Genomic DNA, 18292 nt, shown 5'->3' with positions numbered 1-18292 from the left:
TTCCTTTCCTCTCTCTATATTAACATGACTAATAGAGAGAAGAAAAATAACGGTTATTTTTCTTTCATATATAAACAGACTTATATTGGCATAAAGGGAAGTGACGAGAACAGCATAACTATTCTCGTCCAAAATTACTCCTTGGATGAAGGGGTTTTCATGTATTATATTAACAGAGCTTTATTAATATTTAATTAAGCCATTGTTAATATATTGTAAACATCCTTCATCCTATTTTTCAGTTGCTGATTTTGGTAAAACAACTGTAAATGTTGTCCCTTCCCCAACTTCACTATCCACTGTAATTGTACCGTGATGTGCCTCTACTAAATGCTTTACAATTGATAATCCAAGGCCTGTACCACCAGTATTTCTACTTCTCGCTTTATCCACTCGGTAAAAGCGTTCAAAAATACGCGGAATTTCATCTTTACTAATACCAATTCCAGTATCCGATACTTTTATATAAGCATTATATTTATCTTCTGCTAATTCTACAGAAACAACGCCTCCAGCCGGCGTATATACGATTGCGTTATTCATTAAATTAATAAAGATTTGCTGCAAACGACTTGGATCTCCGATGACAGAGACACGTTTTATCGTATTTACTTGTAAAGAGATTTCTTTTTCTCCTGCTTTATTATCAAGCACCATATGAATGTCCTCAAGAAGTCCCTTCATATCCACGGTCCCCATACTTAATTTAAATCCTTGTTGCTCAATCTTTGATAAATCTAATAAATCTTCAATTAATCCTTGCATACGTTCACTTTCTTTTAAAATAATGTGCAAGAAATGTTCGCAGAATTTTTTATTATTCATAGCACCGTCTAAGAGTGTTTCTGAAAAACCTTTAATAGAAGTAATCGGCGTTTTTAGTTCATGAGAAACATTCGCTAAAAAGTCTTTTCTCATTTGTTCTAACTTTTTCAGCTCAGTAATGTCATGGAATACAAGGACAATCCCTTTCCATTCATGGTTCGTCCCGATAATCGGTGCTCCATATACCTCGAAATGCTTTCGCTCAATTCCAAGTGGCAATAACATTTGTTTACGCACTTTCACTTCTGTCATAAAGATTTCTTCTACAAGCTCTATAATTTCCGGGTGATGAAACGACTCATAATATAATCGATCTAAATATTCTTCATCTGTTACATGGAAGGTCTCCTTATACGAACGGTTTACAAGGTTTATATAACCGCGGCTATCAATTAAAATCATTCCACTTCCCATATTTTCAATTAACGTATGCAGACGATCTTGTTGCATTTCTTGCTCAAGTGTCATCTCTTGTAAATTACGGGCTAAAATATTAATCGCTTTACTTAACATTCCCGTTTCATCTGAATGACTTTCATAAGCGCGCGCTTTATAATTGCCCTTCGCTAATTCGATAGCAACTTTCGTAACGGATTCAATCGGCCTAATATATTGCCCTGTAATTTTCATACCTAAAAATACAACGACAAGACAAGCGATAACAAATCCGATAATTAATAATCCCCACGTTTTTTGATGAACAGCTTTCAATGGCTCAATTGTACTTTTCACCAAAATGTATCCTTGTTTCCCTGCTACATCTTGAACGAATACCGCATGGTAAAATTCGTTATTCTGATCTGTTTCTTTCGTAATGACTTTATTTCTTTGCTTTGTTGTTTCAGAGGAAAGTTCTTTAATTATTCCTTGGCTAAACGCAGACTGTTCTCCCCCGCTATATTGAACTTTCTTTTTCTCATCTACAAATACAATAGAAGCCTGTATTTTTTCTTCTAACTTTTCAAATACATATGGATTTTTTAAAACATCATCAAAACCTTGTTCTTCTGCTAATACCGCAACATACTCTGTCTCTTTTACCATTCTCTCTTTCGCATGATCTATATAGTAGTTTTCAAACACGGTTTCTAACAATAAACCGAGTCCGACTAAAATAAACACAATAAGAGAAACAAATGTAAAAAGAAGCCTGGAACGAAATTTATTCATCCCCTTTTGGCTCCTCTAATTTATATCCTAAACCACGTATCGTTTTAATGTACGTCGGTTTTTTCGTATTTTGTTCAATTTTATCGCGCAAATGGCTAATATGAACGTCAACAATTCGTGTATCACCAGCAAAATCATAATTCCATACAGCACTTAATAATTGATCACGTGTCAATACGCGACTTTTATTTTTCGCAAGATAAACAAGTAATTCAAATTCTTTTGGTGTTAATTCAAGCTTTCTTCCTTGGAAATAAGCCTCATAAAACTCTGGTAAAATTTTAAGTTCAGCAATCATGATACTCTCTTCATCTGACGTTTCTGCAACTTGCTCTTCTTGTTGTAATTTTGTACGACGCAAAATCGCCTTCACACGAGCGACAACTTCCCTTGGGCTAAATGGCTTCGTCATATAATCATCTGCCCCAAGTTCAAGACCTAGCACCTTATCAAACTCATCATCTTTTGCTGTTAACATTAAAATCGGCGTCATAATACGCTGCAATCGTAATTCTTTACACACTTCCATACCATCCATTTTTGGAAGCATTAAATCTAATATAATTAAATCCGGACGTTCTGTTGTCGCTTTCTGAAGCGCCATCTCACCATCCATCGCTGTTATTACTTCAAAACCAGCTTGTTGTAAATTAAATTCGATTAAAGTTAAGATAAACTCCTCATCATCAACTACTAAAATACGATTGTTCATTCTTTTCCTCCAAGTTATAGACTTGAAACCTTCTTCATCCTAGTATTTTCCCCGTTATTCTCATCATACTAGAAAACAAGGTCCCTCTCAATATAATTGTCTATTCATGGATTCAGATTGTGCTATCGTTATTCCATAATTGCGTTCCCCTCAGTTATCAAGTGGTTACCCAGAATTTATAGATACATCTATCTTTTTTTAAGTCTTTTTCCGTATGAACTACAAACTCTCCCACTTGTCCTAGGAAAAATGAAAGAGCATATGCTATTTTATAATCCGGTGTTTCATATCCATTAAATACCCTTCCGTACATTTCATTCGCAATTGAATCAGCCCACACTCCAGCTTCTCTTATCGTTTCAAAGATAACGTCTTCTCCTTTCCATCTCATCTTAAAAATCACTCCTTCCATTGACTTATATTAACAATTTATATATATTTAATTAAATATATAAATATTAATAATATGGAGGTCTATGATGCGACTAGTACTACCTATTCTATCTTTAATAGTAACGTGTATTCTTACACTCAACGCCCCAAGCTGGGATACGATTAAAACGGGGTGTTCAGATTTCGCTGAAGGGTTCGCCGAAGGATTCTTCAACTAAAAATAGCGCTAGCCCCCTTATAAAAGGTATGCTAGCGCTATTCATATTTTCATGTTTTAAAAATTATCTAATGCTTTTTCCATAATAGAAACTGATTTGAAAGGCGGCGTTACTGTTAATGAACCCTTTACAACCGTTTCTCCTTTTTCATCATGAGCAGATACAAGCATATCAATTGTATGTTCCTCCTCAGAAACAGCCACAACTTCAAAATGGATTTGTAACGTTTCATAATGGTGAACATGCTTCACGAATGTAAGGTCCTTTCTCGTAATATGACTACCTGGACCTGGTAAATATTTCGTAACTGCCGTTGTAATCATTCCAGTTAGCATAATGCTTGGTACAATCGGCTTTTCATACGGAGTTTGGGATGCGTAATCATGCTGAATATATAATGGATTGGCATCATTCGTTAACCCTAAGTACAATAACAAATCTTTATCCTCAATTTTTTCAGTGATAGATAATTTCTCTCCTACTGTAATTTCATCCATTTTACGACCAATTTGAACTTTTTTCTTTAACATGTTACAACCCCCTCCGATTTTTTCACCTTATTATCCTACTAAAAGCGATACCTTATCCGAAATTTACTATGATGAGGGCAATGTATAGTATAAATCTATAGTTTCATTATAGGATATTACAAATGATAGCGTTTTCATATTATTTCAAAAAAACATTTCAATAAATAGTAGAAAAAGATTCGGGGCCCCGAATCTTTTTCCGCTTATATTTAATTATTAAACAAGAACCTTCATAACATTACGTACAGATTCTACAGAGCGGTCTAACGCTTCTTTTTCATCTGCAAGAAGTTCTAATTCAATAATTTTTTCAATTCCGTTACCACCTAGAATTACTGGTACTCCTAAGTAAAGGTCACTATAACCATATTCACCTTCAAGGTACGCAATAGCCGGTAATACACGGCGTTGATCTTTCAAGATTGCTTCTGTCATTTCAACTAAAGAAGCAGCTGGTGCGTAATATGCACTACCGTTTCCTAATAAGCCTACAATCTCGCCGCCACCTTTACGGGTACGTTCTACGATTGCTTCTAAACGCTCTTTCGGAATTAACGTTTCTAACGGAATGCCACCTGCGTAAGAATAACGTACAAGAGGTACCATATCGTCACCGTGTCCTCCAAGAACAAATCCTGTAATGTCTTTCACAGAAAGATTTAATTCTTGCGCGATAAATGTACGGAAACGAGCTGTATCTAATACGCCCGATTGACCAATAACACGCTCTTTCGGGAATCCTGCTTCTTTAAATACAGAATATGTCATTGCATCAACTGGATTTGTTAATACAACAATAATCGCATTTGGTGAATGTTTTGCAATGTCGCGCGTAATACTTTTCATAATTTTAGAGTTTGTTGCTACTAAATCATCACGGCTCATACCAGGCTTACGTGCAATACCTGCTGTAATAACGACAACGTCAGAATCAGCAGTATCTTCGTAATCAGATGTTCCAATAATGTTAGCATCAAAACCTTGTACTGGGCTCGCTTCTAACATATCTAACGCTTTCCCTTTTGTTGGATTTTCCAGTTGTGGAATGTCCACTAATACAACATCTGCAAGTTCTTTTTGTGCTAATAAGAATGCTGTTGTTGCTCCTGTAAATCCTGCACCGATGACTGAAACTTTCTTGCGTTTGATTGTCATAATTTACCCCCCGCTTTAATTATGCGTTTTTGATTATCGCTACATCCATGTTTTTAATAAGTTCATTAGCGAACTCAGAACATTTCACTTCTGTTGCACCTTCCATTAAGCGTGCGAAATCATAAGTTACTACTTTTGAAGCAATTGTTTTCTCAACTGAAGCAGTTACTAATTTCGCAGCTTCGTTCCATCCTAAGTGCTCTAATAATAATACACCAGAAAGAAGAACCGAAGATGGGTTTACTTTATCTAAACCTGCATATTTCGGAGCTGTACCGTGCGTAGCTTCAAAGATAGCATGTCCAGTCACATAGTTAATATTTGCACCAGGTGCAATACCAATTCCACCTACTTGTGCAGCAAGTGCATCAGAGATGTAGTCTCCGTTTAAGTTCATTGTTGCAACAACATCGAACTCACGTGGACGAGTTAAAATTTGTTGTAAGAAGATGTCTGCAATAGAATCTTTTACGATGATTTTTCCAGCCACTTCAGCGTCTGCCATCGCTTTATTCGCTGCATCTTTACCATCTTTCTCAACGATGCGATCATATTCAGCCCAAGTAAATACTTTGTCGCCGAATTCTTGTTCCGCTACTTCGTAACCCCAGTTTTTGAAAGCACCTTCTGTAAATTTCATAATGTTTCCTTTATGAACTAATGTAACAGAAGAGCGTTTTTCGTTAATTGCATATTGAATTGCAGCACGAACAAGACGCTTTGTCCCTTCTTCTGAGATTGGTTTAATACCAATACCAGATGTTTCTGGGAAGCGGATTTTATTAACACCCATTGCTTCTTTTAAGAAAGCAAGAACTTTTTCTGCTTCTGGAGATCCTTGTGCATATTCAATTCCAGCATAAATGTCTTCTGTATTTTCACGGAAAATAACCATATCAGTATCTTCCGGACGTTTTACAGGTGAAGGAACACCTTCAAAATAACGAACTGGACGTAGACATACATATAAATCTAATTCTTGACGAAGTGCTACGTTTAGAGAACGAATACCACCGCCAACTGGAGTTGTAAGTGGACCTTTAATCGCGATTAAATATTCACGAATTAAATTTAAAGTTTCTTCTGGTAACCACTCGCCTGTTTGGTTGAATGCTTTTTCCCCTGCAAGCACTTCTTTCCAAACGATTTTCTTCTCACCATCATAAGCTTTTTCAACTGCTGCTTCTAGTACACGAGATGCAGCTGCCCAAATATCAGGACCAATTCCATCTCCTTCGATAAATGGAATAATCGGATTGTTTGGTACATTCATAACACCATTAGTTACAGTAATTTTTTCACCTGTCGTCAATGTGATAACCCCCATGTTTGAAATTTCATATGTATGAAACTGAGGGAATAACCCCTCAGTTCAAACCGTTAGTCAAATTAAAATATTCTAATCATTACATCTTTCCGAAAAAATCAGACTTTTGAAAGCGTATTTTCACTATCAAAATAGTGTTATTCGCTTATCGTTGTGCAATTGGAACATACACTTGATGTGTTGGTCCATTATAATCAGCACGCGGACGGATTAAACGGTTGTTTTCATATTGTTCTAGAATATGAGCTAACCAGCCTGACATACGGCTAATTGCAAAAATAGGTGTAAATAAGTCATGGTCAATTCCTAAACAATGGTATACAGAAGCTGAATAGAAATCAACATTTGGTGGAAGACCTTTTTCTTTTGTTACAATGTCTTCAATTTTGATAGACATATTATACCATTTCTCTTCTCCTAAAAGCACGCATAATCTCTTAGACATTTCGCGTAAATGTTTTGCACGCGGATCACCCTGCTCATATACACGGTGGCCAAAGCCCATAATTTTCACTTTATTTTGAAGAGCATTATGAATATATGATTCTACATTTTCTTCTTCGCCAATTTCAGTTAACATCTTCATTACATTTTCATTTGCCCCGCCGTGAAGAGGACCTTTTAACGCACCGATTGCTGCTGTAATACCAGAATACACATCTGAAAGTGTAGCTACACAAACGCGTGCAGTAAATGTAGAAGCGTTTAACTCATGATCTGCATGAAGTACGAGCGCCTTATCAAAAGCTTCAATTTCAACTTCATTTGGCTCGCGATCATTTAACATGTACAAGAAGTTTGCAGCTAATGATAAATCGTTTCTAGGCTCAACAAGATCTAAACCTTTACGAATCCTCGCGTAAGCAGCAACTAAAGTTCCCACTTGTGCCTGCAATTTAACCGCTTTCAAATAATTGGACTTTTCATCCATAATTTCAGCGCTCTCATCGTATAATGATAGCATGGAAATTGCAGTTCGTAAAACAGACATCGGATGTGCGATTTTTAAATCTACTTGTTTCAAATATGTTAAAATCTCACCTGGAACTTTATAGTATTCAGATACAATTTCATTAAATTCCGCTAGTTCTTTTTCATTAGGAAGCTTGCGGTGCCATAATAAGTACACTACTTCTTCAAACGTAGCATTCTCAGCTAAATCATCAATATTATACCCAACATAAGTTAATGTATCATCAATAATAGAGCTCACAGATGATGTTGTTGCTACTACCCCTTCTAAACCTCGAATAACAGTCATGACATTCTCTCCTTTTCCTGAAAATTCTCCCAACCTTGCTCCTTATATCTATTTGCTCCCCTTTTGAATTATGAACGCCCGTTCACTCTTTAGGCAAGCAAAATGCACGATCATGCAAATTTGTTGCGATGTTCCCCTCTTATTGTCCATTGTCTACATGGAAAGCATGAGCGTGAATGTCTCCCCGAATCCTCACGCTCAAAACAACAAGTTAGTGAGGAAAATTAATTCCGAAGAGTTTTATGATAAAAACAACATAAAACAATATCATTATAAAATTGTTTTATGTTGTTTTTATTTTATCTGGTGTAAAGTCTCTGCTGTTATGTAACTTTTCAAAGTTTCTAATCCTATTATAAACAGTTAGTGAGGAAAATTAATTCCGAAGAGTTTTATGATAAAAACAACATAAAACAATATCATTTGTTTTATGTTGTTTTTATTTTATCTGGTGTAAAGTCTCTGCTGTTATGTAACTTTTCAAAGTTTCTAATCCTATTATAAACAATTATCTGACTTTTGTGAACAGAAAGAATTCAAAATTTTTATATTACTATAAAATTCCTTATTTAAACATCTGTATAATACTCATAACTGCATAGGCAATTCCAGCCCCAATTAATGGCCCTACAGCAACCCCATTAAATAAAGCAACCGCTATAATTGTCCCGAAAACGAGCGCAGTTGTAATATGAGGATCCGTCGTCAATAATTGCACGCCGCCTTTCGCTAACAAAGCAACCGCTACCCCTGAAGCTAAAGCAATCCATGCATAATACGACTTCGCTGCTTCTCCAAGTTGTTTAAAACCTATTTCCCCCGTTGCAATCGGTACGAGTACCGCTATTGTAATAACCGTAACACCGAGGTTAATCCCTTTCGTTTGTAGGTAAGGAAAGACTTTATCTCCCAGAAACGTAAATTTTAATAAAAATAGCACACCAATAGCTACAGTAAGCGATTGATTTTTCGCAATAAGTCCTATAATAAGTAGTATGAATAAAAATAACGTTGACTGACTAATCATGTCTGCACTTCCTTTCTGAAAATAATGAACTCATTTCCAAACAAAAATACCTTTAAACCTATCGTTATACATGATATACGGATGCCTATTTATCAATAACACCTTCCATTTTTTATGTATTTTAAAATACAAAACCGATACTTTCACCCAAAAAATTAAAGCATGTATACATGTTTGAAAACGGTCGTCTCTTCTTTCTTTTCTAATAAGAAACAGGTAAAATAAAAAGAAGAGAAAATGAAGTTTTTACCATATAGCAGAAACATCAACACCAAGCTTTTACAGTCACTCACGTACTGAAAAAGCAGGAAAATCCATCATTCCACTATAACATAAAGTGAAACTTTAATCAGTGGGGCATTTTCCACTGATTATTAGTTGAATCAATCGGGCTTTTACGGGCAGTTTATCTCCATCTAACTCCTTTGATCCAGCCACACTTCGGGTATGAGATTTACTTGCCCGCAAATAGCGGGGTAAAGTGAAACTTTAATCAGTGCGTCACACTCGTTATAAGTTGAACGAATTAGGATAATCCAAATTGGAATGGGAGGTATACATCTTTGAATCGAAACTTACTATATATGATATTGCGACTCATATTTGTCATTGTAGCGACAGTAGTGGGGTTCTATGCATTACTATATATGTCAGGACTTATCTACCCTTTTATTATCGCTTTCGCATTTGCTTATTTGATTAATCCTGTCGTCAATTTCCTTAATCAAAAACTACAATTTCCTCGCGCACTCGCAGTACTCGTTAGCTTAATTCTCGTATTCGGAGCTATCGTTGGACTCGTTACATACCTTGTAACGGAAGCAATATCTGCCACAACATACTTACTACAACTCGTTACAGTAAAGTTTCCAGATATCGTTACCTTCGCTCAGCAGTTTGCACTTAATCATATTATGCCTCTCTACGATGATTTAATCTCTAAATTTAATCATCTTGGGGAACCACAGCGCTATACGATTACACAAAACATTCAAAACTTAGGAACCGAAGCAACGACGCAAATGAAAGAACTTTTATCAGCTATTATAAGTGGTTTAACAAATTTCATCAGCGCATTACCAACAACTTTGACTGTCCTTGTATTCATTTTATTAGCCACTTTCTTCATTAGTTACGATTGGCACCGTCTTGCTCAGAAAGTAAGAAAATTTTTACCCAACCGTGTTCACGGCTACGGAAAGACTATTTTTGTCGATTTAAGAAAAGCTTTATTTGGTTTTGTTAAAGCGCAACTTACACTCGTATCTATGACAACTGTTATTGTACTAATCGGACTTTTAATATTACGCGTGCCATACGCCATTACTATCGCGATTATTACAGGAGTTGTAGATTTACTTCCGTATTTAGGAACAGGAGCTGTCTTCGTTCCTTGGGTTATATACGTATTTTTCACTGGCGACACGGCTTTCGCCATCGGTCTTCTCATTTTATACATCGTCGTGATTGTCCAAAGACAAATTATGGAGCCTAAAGTACTTTCATCTAATATCGGCCTCGATCCATTAGCAACACTGATCGCTCTATTTGTCGGCTTTAAGCTCTTTGGCTTTTTAGGATTAATCATCGGTCCAGTCATCTTAGTACTACTTAATACATTGCACAAAGCTCGTGTCTTCCATGATTTGTGGAAATATATTAAAGGCTCACCTTCAAAATAATAGTTTCTAATTCATATACAACAAAAAACTTACATGTAATCAGTGGGAAATTCCCACTGATTATTCCTTGTACTTATTTTTCACACTCATTACATACAACAAGAGGATTTACCAACAAAAGGATAATCCTCTTGTTTTTTTGCATAAAAACACATATTTCGAGGTATTTTTACATATTCATTCTATTTTTTTTATAATTATTACTTACATTTATTACTTTTTATGTAAATGAATAAATATACAAAGTAACACAGAATAAGACTTAAACTAACAATTCCCTACTCTTATCTAACTTTTTCCATACCAATTGATTCATTTTATACTCAAAAATAAGCTTTAGTTCAGAAAGATCTTCCTACAACACACTCAGTACGAGCCACTAAACCCTTAAATCACATAAATACACAGTACATATAATAAAGTAAAACTTTAATTAACAGAACTTTGACCAACCTCTCACCCTTTTGCAAGCAAAAAAATAGTACTTAGATCGCTATGATCTAAGTACTATTTCTGCACAATAATAGTAGAGTTCTTTCTAAACTTCCATTCCATCCACTTCATAACAAACGGTTTCAACAAAGCCCTCGTCACAGGAATAACAAAGATAAAACCCATTATATCCGTTACATATCCAGGAAGCACTAAAAGAATACCTCCTACAAAGATAAAAATACCATCTAGCACCGCCCCTCCTGGCATTTCTCCTCTATTTAGCTTAGATTGAATCTCTCCAAGCACTTTAAACCCTTGCCTTTTCGCTAAATAGACACCTACAACACCCGTAAATACAATCATAGCGAACGTAGACCATAAACCTATTACATGACTTGATCCAATTAAGACTGTAATCTCAATCGCCGGTATTAAAATAAACAAGAATAGTAACCATTTCACAGTTCTACACTCCTCCCATATATCATCATTTTAAACACCTTCACAACGCCCGTACACACCATGTAAAAACCTAATATATTTCCGTATCAAACTCATAGTAAACAGCTTTTTAAAGCAATTTCAGGCGTTTCAAGCTAGTTATAACTTATTTTTGTGTAAAAAAAAGAGAAGGACTCCGATCCTTCTCTTCGTATTACTTATAGCACTTCCGCATGTCCATTATAAACAATTCCGCGCGCTGCATCAACTGTTACTTCTTGGCCATTTTTTAAAGTTGCGGTTACGCCGTTTACACCAACGATAACAGGAATACCGATCGATACGCCTACAACAGCAGCATGGCTTGTTAGACCGCCTTCTTCTACAACTAGAGCAGCAGCTTTTTCGATTGCAGGAATCATATCTTTATCAGTACTTGTTGTAACAAGGATATCACCTTCGTTTACGTTCGCTACAGCTTCAGCAGCTGTTTTTGCTACAACTACTTTACCTTTTGCAGCTTTACGTCCGATTCCTTGTCCTTTAGCAACTTCTTCACCAACAACGTGGATTTTCATTAAGTTTGTTGTACCAGTTTCAGCAACCGGAACACCAGCAGTGATTACAACAGTGTCTCCAAGTCCGATTAGACCTGCATCCATACCTGTTTGAATTGCTGTATCTAACATTTCGTCAGTAGAAGCTGCGCGCTTCCCAGCCATAAATGCTTGTACACCCCACACAAGTGCAAGACGACGTCCTACTTGCTCGTCAGATGTTACAGCAACGATTGGAGATTTTGGACGATATTTAGAGATCATTTTCGCAGTATATCCACTTTCTGTTGGAGCTACGATTGCAGCTACATCAAGAGCAAGTGCTGTATGCGCAACAGATTGGCTAATTGCATCTGTAATTGTTGGAGTGAACTCTTTAATACGTTTTTTGAACATATCTTCATATTGTAATGATTTTTCAACACGTACTGCAATGTTAGCCATCATCGTTACTGCTTCTACTGGGTATTGTCCAGCAGCTGTTTCACCTGAAAGCATGATTGCATCTGTACCATCGAAGATCGCGTTAGCTACGTCACTTGCTTCCGCACGAGTTGGACGTGGGTTACGTTGCATAGAATCTAACATTTGTGTCGCAGTAATAACTGGTTTACCTAACACATTACATTTTTTGATTAGACGTTTTTGTACTAATGGTACTTCTTCTGGTGGAATTTCTACACCCATGTCACCACGAGCTACCATTAAACCGTCAGAAACTTCTAAGATTGAATCGATATTATCGATACCTTCTTGGTTTTCGATTTTTGGTACGATTTGGATGTATTGAGCGTTATGCTCTTCTAATAATTCGCGGATTTCTAATACGTCAGATGCCTTACGAACGAATGAAGCTGCGATGAAATCAACTTTTTGCTCGATACCGAAGATGATATCTTTTACGTCTTTTTCAGTGATACCAGGAAGCTTAATGCTTACGTTTGGTACGTTAACACCTTTTTTATTTTTTACAGTTCCACTGTTAAGAACTTTTGTACGGATGTTTCCGTCAGCTTTTTCGATTACTTCTAGTTCGATAAGACCGTCATCGATTAGAATACGAGAACCTGGGTCTACATCGTCATAAAGACCAGCATAAGATACAGAGAACTTCTCTGCAGTACCTAATACTTGCTCAGTAGAAAGAACTACTTCTGCACCTGTTACAAGCTCAGCTTGTCCGTCTACGAAGTCGTGAGTACGGATTTCTGGACCTTTTGTATCAAGTAAGATACCAACTGTTTTACCAGTTTTCTTTGAAGCTTCACGAATGTTTTTAATACGAGCGCCGTGCTCTTCATGGCTACCATGAGAGAAGTTTAAACGAGCAACGTTCATACCAGCTTCGATTAATTGTTCTAATTTCTCAATACTTTCACTAGCAGGACCTATAGTACATACAATTTTAGTTTTACGCATATTGCACCTCCGAAAATTATGAAACCGTTCCCAAATATCCGACATTAAGCCGATTAGATGGATAATTCTTTAGATAATTGATACATATCTTTATCGATTGTATGCTTTTGAGCTAACGCTTCGATAATGTCATGATCAACAAGTTTGTTATCTTGAATACCTACACAACGTCCACCTTTACCAGCAATTAATAATTCAACTGCTCTTGCACCAAGACGACTTGCTAATACACGGTCTTGTGCACTTGGTGATCCACCACGTTGTACGTGACCTAATACGGTTACGCGAGTATCAAAGTTTGTTGCTTCTTCAATGTGCTTACCGATGTCAATTGCACTTCCAACACCTTCAGCTACAACGATAATACTGTGTTTTTTACCACGTTCACTACCACGCTTCAGACGAGCAATAACATCTTCCATGTCATACTCTTCTTCTGGAATTAAGATTGTTTCTGCACCATCAGCTAAACCAGCCCATAATGCGATATCACCAGCGTGACGTCCCATTACTTCGATAACATATGTACGTTCATGAGATGTAGCTGTGTCACGGATTTTATCAATTGCATCAATAACAGTATTTAAAGCTGTATCAAAACCAATTGTGAAGTCTGTTCCAGGGATATCATTGTCGATTGTACCTGGTACACCAACACATGGGAATCCTTGTTCAGTTAATTTTTTAGCGCCTTGGTAAGAACCATCTCCACCAATAACAACAAGTCCTTCGATACCGTGTTTCTTTAATTGCTCGATACCTTTTAGTCGTACTTCTGGGTCTTTAAACTCAGGACATCTTGCTGTATATAATTTCGTACCACCACGGTGGATAATATCGCCAACAGAACCTAGTTCTAATTTTTCAATGTGACCAGAAATTAATCCAGCGTATCCATGGTAAATACCATATACTTCAATATCATGGAAAATCGCTTTACGAACAACTGCACGAATGGCAGCATTCATACCAGGTGAATCTCCACCACTTGTTAATACACCAATACGTTTCATTTGTACTCACCTCATAAAGATTATTTGCCTTATAATAAAATAACACGAAAAAATATAAAAACACAATGGAGAAGATGTGTCTTTTCATAATAAAAACGTGCATTCGCGAAGAGGAACGCACGCTTTTCTTATTTTATCCCAATGGAAGCGTTTGAAAACGAAACTTGCCCAATTTTCATATATTTTTCATAACGTTTTTCGATTAATTCATCTTTCGAAATTCCGTTTAATTGTTCAAAAGTTTTTCTAATCATTAAGTCTATATTTTCTGACTGTTTCAAAACATTACGGTGCGCTCCACCTTTTGTCTCTGGAATAATTTCGTCAATTACACCTAATTCTTTCAAATCCGCTGCTGTAATTCTCATCGCCTCTGCAGCTTCCTTTGCTTTTCCTGCGTCTTTCCAAAGAATTGCCGCTGCACCCTCTGGTGTAATAACAGAATAAGTGGAATTTTCTAGCATATGAATGTAATCTCCTACTCCAAGACCTAGTGCACCACCACTACCACCTTCACCAATAACGATACAAATAACAGGTACCGTTAAGCCTGCCATTTCAAATAAATTGCGGGCGATAGCTTCACTTTGACCACGTTCTTCAGCAGCTTTACCAGGATAAGCTCCTTTCGTATCAATAAAACAAATAATTGGACGATTGAACTTTTCGGCCTGCTTCATTAAACGTAATGCTTTTCGATATCCTTCTGGATGAGGCATCCCAAAATTACGGCGAATATTTTCTTTCGTATCTTTTCCGCGTTGATGCCCAATTACAGTTACAGGCATCCCTTTATATTTCGCAATGCCGCCGACAATCGCTGCATCATCGCCAAATAGACGATCTCCATGACATTCAAAAAAATCAGTAAATAAGTGCTCAATATAATCGAGCGTTGTCGGTCGTTCAGCATGACGAGCAATTTGAACACGGTCCCATACTTTCATATTGCCGTATATATCTTCCTCTAAATTTTCTAGCTTGTCTTCCAAAATACGAATCTCCTCACTGAAGTCCATCTGGCTGTTTTTCGTATAGTCTTTCAGTTCACGAATCTTATTTCTTAGCTCAACAACTGGTTTCTCAAATTCTAGCTCTGCCATACAGCCATTTCCCCTCCTTGATGAACTTCTAAAATCTTACGAAGCGATTCTCTCATATCATCACGATGTACCACCGCATCTAATTGACCATGTTCTAGTAAGAATTCTGCCGTTTGGAAATCTTCCGGTAGTTTCTCACGCACAGTTTGTTCAATTACACGTCTACCAGCAAATCCGATCAGTGCCCCTGGTTCTGCAAGATTATAATCACCAAGTGAAGCGAAACTCGCTGAAACCCCGCCCGTCGTTGGATGAGTCATAACAGAAATAAATAATCCTCCTGCATTACTATGCTTTTTCAAAGCTACGCTTGTTTTTGCCATTTGCATTAAACTTAATATCCCTTCTTGCATACGGGCACCACCCGAAGCAGTAAAGATAATAAATGGAACTTGTAAGTCGTATGCCTTTTCAACCGCACGGGCAATTTTTTCTCCTACAACAGAGCCCATGCTCCCCATTCGAAAACGAGAATCCATTACTGCAACAACAACAAGCATGTCATCAATTGTTCCTTCACCAGTTACAACCGCTTCGTTCAATTCAGTCTTCTTACGATCGCTCTCTAGTTTCTCTTCATAATCTGGAAACTCGAGTGGATTTAATGAAACCATTTCTTTGTCATACTCACGGAATGACCCTTCGTCCAATATACTATCAAGACGTTCCCATGCATTCATAGGATGATGATATCCACAATTCACACATACTTTTAAATTTTTTAGAAGTTCTTTCGTATACATGATTTTTTTACATTTCGGACATTTTGTCATAACGCCATCTGGTACATCTTTTCGTACTTGTTCTGAAGGTATTGCAGCGTACTTTTTCTTTTTCACGAATAAATCTCTTAGCACAATTTGACCCCCTTCGTTGAGAGCTAAGGTTAGCGTAAGAAGAAAATTGGGCTAACACCAAAGTTTGATGTTAGCCTTATCTTCTCAATCTGTCTAATAACCTCACTCTTTACGTTTAACTTTAACCGCTACGCGATAGAATGTTTGTCATAACGTGTCATGGTCATTTCGACAAATTTTATACATTACGAGTGAAACTGTATATTCTCTACTAATTCATCGTAAATTTTTAGTGCATCATTTTCTTGTTTTTCTTCCAAAGTAGCATAAAGCTTTCTATACATATCGATAGAATCTCCTGAAACTTTACAAGAAAGAGTTGCTACGTAATCATTTACGATCATCCAAATGCGATATAGTAAATAATTATCGACTTGTTCAATAAGTGTTTTAAAGAACGTTTGATGAAGCGTCGGAATTGAGTTTTCATTTTCTTCAAGTACTTGATGTAATTTACTTAGCACTTTAGAAAACGTTTCTTTCGGTAAATTACATACAATTCGAATCATGTCTTTCTCGAGCAAACGTTTTGTTTGTAATAAATCACGAATTGTTTTCTCATCTTGCAGCAAGAACGGAGCAATCAATTGTACAAGACCGTTATCGTAAAAGTTTCGAATAAACGTCCCTTCACCACGTCTCGTTTCAATCAATCCTACAAGTTCTAAAGCACGCAACGCTTCTCTTACAGAGGAACGCCCTACATTTAAACGTGAACTTAACTCACGCTCAGACGGCAAACGATCCCCCGCTACCAATCCATCCTCTTCCATAATGGAACGAATCTTTTTTACAATTTCGAGATATACTTTTGTGTTTGATGATGTCAATGGAAATTCCTCGCTTATTCTTTACCAATCAGCGCTAATTGTTTTGTTTTCTCAGCAACCTCATTTGGATCTACTTGACGGCGAGCTACTCCTGTTTCCATTGCCGCTTTCGCAACGTAAGCTGCCACTTGAGGCGCCACACGCGCGTCAAACGGTGCTGGAATGATATAGTCTGCATTTAACTCATCTTCTGCTACAAGCTCAGCAATAGCCTGTACAGCTGCCATCTTCATTTCTTCGTTAATTTGTGTCGCATGTACGTCAAGTGCACCACGGAAAATACCAGGGAACGCTAGTACATTATTTACTTGGTTCGCAAAGTCAGAACGACCCGTTCCAACAACAGCTGCGCCCGCTGCTTTTGCCAATTCTGGCATAATTTCTGGAACTGGATTCGCCATTGCAAAAATAATTGCATCGTCATTCATTGTACGAACCATCTCTTCTGTTAATGCACCTTCTGCAGATACACCAATGAATACGTCCGCACCTTGTACAACATCAGCTAAAGAACCTTCGATACGATTCTTATTTGTATATTTTGCAACTTCATCCTTCACCGGATTCATACCTGTAGGACGACCATCATAGATTGCCCCTTTACGGTCACACATAATAATGTCGCGTACACCATAGCGATATAAAAGTTTAATAATTGCAATACCTGCTGCACCCGCGCCATTTGCGACAACTTTAATGTCAGACATTTTCTTTCCAACTAATTTTAGCGCGTTCACAAGACCCGCTACTGTTACGATAGCTGTTCCGTGTTGATCATCATGGAAGATAGGAATATTTGTTTCTTTTTTCAAACGTTCTTCAATAATGAAGCAGTTTGGTGCTGCGATATCCTCTAAGTTAACGCCGCCAAAAGTTGGCTCCATTAATTTTACAGTTTCAACAATTTTATCTACATCGTTTGTATTTAAGGCAATCGGGAATGCATCTACACCAGCAAAGCTCTTGAATAATACAGCTTTACCTTCCATTACTGGAAGAGATGCTTCAGGTCCAATGTTACCAAGACCAAGTACAGCCGTTCCATCAGTCACAACTGCTACCATATTTCCCTTCATCGTATATTCATATACCTTACTTTTATCGTCATAAATTTCTTTACAAGGTTCTGCAACCCCTGGAGAATATGCAAGACTTAAATCTTTTGCATTTTCTACTTTTACTTTTGATACAGTTTCTAATTTTCCTTGATGCACTTTATGCATGTGAAGTGCTTCTTCACGAAGTGTTGACAAACTATCCACTCTCCTCAAATTATTCTAGCTGATATCAATTTCTCCAAGTGGTCTGACCACGAACACTACTACTATAATAATCGA

At 37.0% G+C, this 18292-nt stretch carries 17 protein-coding genes; 2 read left to right on the top strand and 15 right to left on the bottom strand.

Annotated features, from left to right (window positions below):
* Positions 1-231: 231 nt before the first annotated feature.
* From phoR to DN390_RS03835, 3 genes are all read right to left on the bottom strand, one after another.
* A complete protein-coding gene (gene phoR, locus DN390_RS03845) occupies positions 232-1995 on the bottom strand; it encodes a sensory box histidine kinase PhoR (protein ID WP_097952006.1) in 1764 nt (587 codons plus the stop codon).
* Entirely contained in the window at positions 1988-2707 is a 720-nt protein-coding gene (gene phoP / locus DN390_RS03840; RefSeq protein WP_060632494.1) for a two-component system response regulator PhoP, read from the bottom strand. The genes phoR and phoP overlap by 8 nt, the downstream gene beginning before the upstream one ends.
* A gap of 157 nt (positions 2708-2864) precedes the next feature.
* On the bottom strand, positions 2865-3098 hold the full coding sequence (locus tag DN390_RS03835; protein WP_147806642.1) for a hypothetical protein: 234 nt from the start codon (positions 3096-3098) through the stop codon (positions 2865-2867).
* 88 nt (positions 3099-3186) lie between these two features.
* On the opposite strand from DN390_RS03835, the gene DN390_RS31040 reads away from it, so the two are divergent.
* Complete coding sequence (locus tag DN390_RS31040; RefSeq protein ID WP_097952004.1) at positions 3187-3318, top strand: hypothetical protein; 132 nt, start codon at positions 3187-3189, stop codon at positions 3316-3318.
* A gap of 56 nt (positions 3319-3374) precedes the next feature.
* Here DN390_RS31040 and DN390_RS03830 read toward each other — a convergent pair whose 3' ends face one another.
* The 5 genes from DN390_RS03830 to DN390_RS03805 form a co-directional block, all read right to left on the bottom strand.
* Positions 3375-3848, bottom strand: a complete 474-nt coding sequence (locus DN390_RS03830; RefSeq protein ID WP_000914180.1) for a MaoC family dehydratase — start codon at positions 3846-3848, stop codon at positions 3375-3377.
* A gap of 216 nt (positions 3849-4064) precedes the next feature.
* Entirely contained in the window at positions 4065-5003 is a 939-nt protein-coding gene (gene mdh / locus DN390_RS03825; protein ID WP_000153242.1) for a malate dehydrogenase, read from the bottom strand.
* Positions 5004-5022: 19 nt separating this feature from the next.
* Positions 5023-6315 carry an NADP-dependent isocitrate dehydrogenase gene (gene icd, locus DN390_RS03820; RefSeq protein ID WP_000206898.1) on the bottom strand — a complete coding sequence of 431 codons (1293 nt, stop codon included), beginning with the start codon at positions 6313-6315 and terminating at the stop codon, positions 5023-5025.
* Between the two features lie 160 nt (positions 6316-6475).
* Positions 6476-7624: a citrate synthase gene (citZ, locus tag DN390_RS03815; protein ID WP_140350526.1), complete on the bottom strand. Its 1149-nt coding sequence runs from the start codon at positions 7622-7624 to the stop codon at positions 6476-6478.
* A gap of 532 nt (positions 7625-8156) precedes the next feature.
* Entirely contained in the window at positions 8157-8618 is a 462-nt protein-coding gene (locus tag DN390_RS03805; protein WP_000625507.1) for a DUF441 domain-containing protein, read from the bottom strand.
* A 563-nt stretch (positions 8619-9181) separates the two neighbouring features.
* On the opposite strand from DN390_RS03805, the gene ytvI reads away from it, so the two are divergent.
* The gene (gene ytvI / locus DN390_RS03800) at positions 9182-10300 is read left to right on the top strand and encodes a sporulation integral membrane protein YtvI (protein WP_147806641.1); all 1119 of its coding nucleotides are present in this window, start codon (positions 9182-9184) and stop codon (positions 10298-10300) included.
* A gap of 507 nt (positions 10301-10807) precedes the next feature.
* Here the strand turns inward: ytvI and DN390_RS03795 are convergent.
* The 7 genes from DN390_RS03795 to ystJ form a co-directional block, all read right to left on the bottom strand.
* On the bottom strand, positions 10808-11197 hold the full coding sequence (locus tag DN390_RS03795) for an FxsA family protein (protein ID WP_060632498.1): 390 nt from the start codon (positions 11195-11197) through the stop codon (positions 10808-10810).
* Positions 11198-11394: 197 nt separating this feature from the next.
* Entirely contained in the window at positions 11395-13152 is a 1758-nt protein-coding gene (pyk, locus tag DN390_RS03790; RefSeq protein WP_060632499.1) for a pyruvate kinase, read from the bottom strand.
* A gap of 53 nt (positions 13153-13205) precedes the next feature.
* On the bottom strand, positions 13206-14165 hold the full coding sequence (gene pfkA / locus DN390_RS03785) for a 6-phosphofructokinase (RefSeq protein WP_000821163.1): 960 nt from the start codon (positions 14163-14165) through the stop codon (positions 13206-13208).
* 128 nt (positions 14166-14293) lie between these two features.
* Positions 14294-15268: an acetyl-CoA carboxylase carboxyl transferase subunit alpha gene (gene accA, locus DN390_RS03780; RefSeq protein ID WP_060632500.1), complete on the bottom strand. Its 975-nt coding sequence runs from the start codon at positions 15266-15268 to the stop codon at positions 14294-14296.
* Positions 15256-16125, bottom strand: coding sequence for an acetyl-CoA carboxylase, carboxyltransferase subunit beta (gene accD, locus DN390_RS03775; RefSeq protein WP_060632501.1), 870 nt, complete (start codon positions 16123-16125; stop codon positions 15256-15258). Before accD ends, accA begins: the two co-directional genes overlap by 13 nt.
* A 185-nt stretch (positions 16126-16310) precedes the next feature.
* Positions 16311-16955 (bottom strand): FadR/GntR family transcriptional regulator, encoded by a 645-nt coding sequence (locus DN390_RS03770; RefSeq protein WP_060632502.1) that lies wholly within the window; start codon positions 16953-16955, stop codon positions 16311-16313.
* A 14-nt stretch (positions 16956-16969) separates the two neighbouring features.
* Positions 16970-18178: an NADP-dependent malic enzyme gene (gene ystJ, locus DN390_RS03765; protein WP_001970845.1), complete on the bottom strand. Its 1209-nt coding sequence runs from the start codon at positions 18176-18178 to the stop codon at positions 16970-16972.
* Between the last annotated feature and the right edge of the window lie 114 nt (positions 18179-18292).

This window comes from Bacillus sp. SH7-1 (assembly GCF_008042405.1).
Lineage (GTDB): Bacteria > Bacillota > Bacilli > Bacillales > Bacillaceae_G > Bacillus_A > Bacillus_A thuringiensis_N.
This window is presented reverse-complemented; position numbering and strand designations above follow the sequence as displayed.

Coding starts and splice junctions, on each gene's coding strand:
- DN390_RS03805 (WP_000625507.1), bottom strand. CDS start 8,618: ATGATTAGTCAGTCAACGTTATTTTTATTCATACTACTTATTATAGGA.
- phoP (WP_060632494.1), bottom strand. CDS start 2,707: ATGAACAATCGTATTTTAGTAGTTGATGATGAGGAGTTTATCTTAACT.
- phoR (WP_097952006.1), bottom strand. CDS start 1,995: ATGAATAAATTTCGTTCCAGGCTTCTTTTTACATTTGTTTCTCTTATT.
- ystJ (WP_001970845.1), bottom strand. CDS start 18,178: ATGCATAAAGTGCATCAAGGAAAATTAGAAACTGTATCAAAAGTAAAA.
- DN390_RS03830 (WP_000914180.1), bottom strand. CDS start 3,848: ATGTTAAAGAAAAAAGTTCAAATTGGTCGTAAAATGGATGAAATTACA.
- mdh (WP_000153242.1), bottom strand. CDS start 5,003: ATGACAATCAAACGCAAGAAAGTTTCAGTCATCGGTGCAGGATTTACA.
- DN390_RS31040 (WP_097952004.1), top strand. CDS start 3,187: ATGCGACTAGTACTACCTATTCTATCTTTAATAGTAACGTGTATTCTT.
- pfkA (WP_000821163.1), bottom strand. CDS start 14,165: ATGAAACGTATTGGTGTATTAACAAGTGGTGGAGATTCACCTGGTATG.
- accA (WP_060632500.1), bottom strand. CDS start 15,268: ATGGCAGAGCTAGAATTTGAGAAACCAGTTGTTGAGCTAAGAAATAAG.
- DN390_RS03835 (WP_147806642.1), bottom strand. CDS start 3,098: ATGAGATGGAAAGGAGAAGACGTTATCTTTGAAACGATAAGAGAAGCT.
- pyk (WP_060632499.1), bottom strand. CDS start 13,152: ATGCGTAAAACTAAAATTGTATGTACTATAGGTCCTGCTAGTGAAAGT.